The following is a 1,643-nucleotide window of genomic DNA, read 5'->3' on the forward strand; positions in this document are numbered from 1 at the left end:
TCGTCGTACTCTACTACAAACCAGTAATCACTTGATGGCATTGGGTTTCCATTGTAGGTTCCATCCCATCCTTGTCCCGAAGGAGATATCTGCTTCAACAGTTTTCCAAACCTGTCAAAGATATAAATTTTTACGTCAGCTCTACCTGCAAATCCTATAATGTTCCATGTATCGTGATATCCATCTCCATTTGGTGTAAAGTACTTTGGATAATCCAACACTGTTATCTCCAACGCTGTCAATCCACATCCATTCTTGTCTCTTGCCACTACTACATGTTCTCCTGAGGTAACGTCTTCAAACAAACCACTGTCTTGCCATGGACCGTTATCTAAACTGTATTCATACTCTCCTGGTCCTGTTGCTTCTGCTTCTATAACGTGATTTTCTGAAAAAGCTTGTGTAGTCACTTCGGCTACCAAGGTTGGAGGTGCACTTTCTATAACTAAAGTCTCATCGGTATTCTCACAGTTGGTCTCTGTTGATGTTACTTCATCTACAACGGTTACACTATAAGTTCCGCCTTCTGTTGGCATATAACTACCTTCTGTAGCGCCTGCGATTTCTGTTCCGTTAAGATACCATGTAAAACTGTAATCTGGTGTGGTCAGTCCTGTATCTAATACTAAAGGATCTAATACTTCTGTCCCATTAGTATCCACACATAGTATATAACTGTCTTCTAAATCAAATACTGGTAACGGATTCACCTGAAGGGTCAGATCTGTCACATCATAACAGATAGAGTCTGGTGTGGTATCATTATCTACTCTTACATAAATAACCTGTGGGTTAGTGATGTTCTCATAAAGTGTAGGTAATGGGTTTACTCCTGCGTCTGCATCATCAAAACTCGCATAGTACGTTACTGTATAATTTAATGGGTCTTGACCATCTAGTACGTCTTCATCTAATGTCGATAGATCAAACTGTACACTGTCGTTAGTTGGGTCTCCATCTATCTCCATATTGTCATCACATAACTCATATAGAATTGGCTCCATATCACTATTGGCTTCTGCTGCTTCCTGAACTTCTATGTTAAAGCTTTGTGTGCTTATCGAACATCCTGTTACTGTATTGGTAATAGCTACATAGATTGGTTGTGGATTGATCACATTGGTATATGGACTTACCAATCCGTTCATTAAATCATCAGCATCTGCTTGTGTAGCATGATAGCTTACTGTAAACAGGGTTGGATCTTGACCGTTAAGTACTTCTGCATCTTTACTGGTTAAATCAAACTGTGCAAAGCCATCGGTATTGTCTTCACATATGATAAAGTCCGTTACTGCTACTACATCTGGTAATGGGTTTACGGTTATCGTAAAGGTTACTATGGTATAACATCCTGTTACGTCATTAGTCACACGCACATAGATGGTTTGTGCTGTGTAATCGGTTGGGATGTTAGTGTACATTGTTGGGTCTGCTATAGCATTGGCTCCTGCTTCTGCATCCTCTTCTGTTTCATGGTAGCTTGCTGTTACTCCTGCTTCTCCATTGATGATGTATACTTCGTTTTCGGTAAGATCAAATACCTCTTGTCCATCTCCTGTATTGATGTCATCACATAACTCTAGGTTATCTGGATCTGTACTTGGAGTTGGGTTTGGTAATACTCTAATGGTTAACGTTGT

1 protein-coding gene is annotated in these 1,643 nt (G+C 39.9%); it reads right to left on the minus strand.

What is annotated here, in order from left to right; genetic code table 11:
• The coding region (locus OD803_RS14430) for a T9SS type B sorting domain-containing protein (RefSeq protein WP_262734055.1) at positions 1 to 1,643 on the minus strand (1,643 nt) is incomplete at both ends.

Source organism: Gaetbulibacter sp. NE, assembly GCF_025548475.1.
GTDB classification, from domain to species: domain Bacteria; phylum Bacteroidota; class Bacteroidia; order Flavobacteriales; family Flavobacteriaceae; genus Gaetbulibacter_B; species Gaetbulibacter_B jejuensis.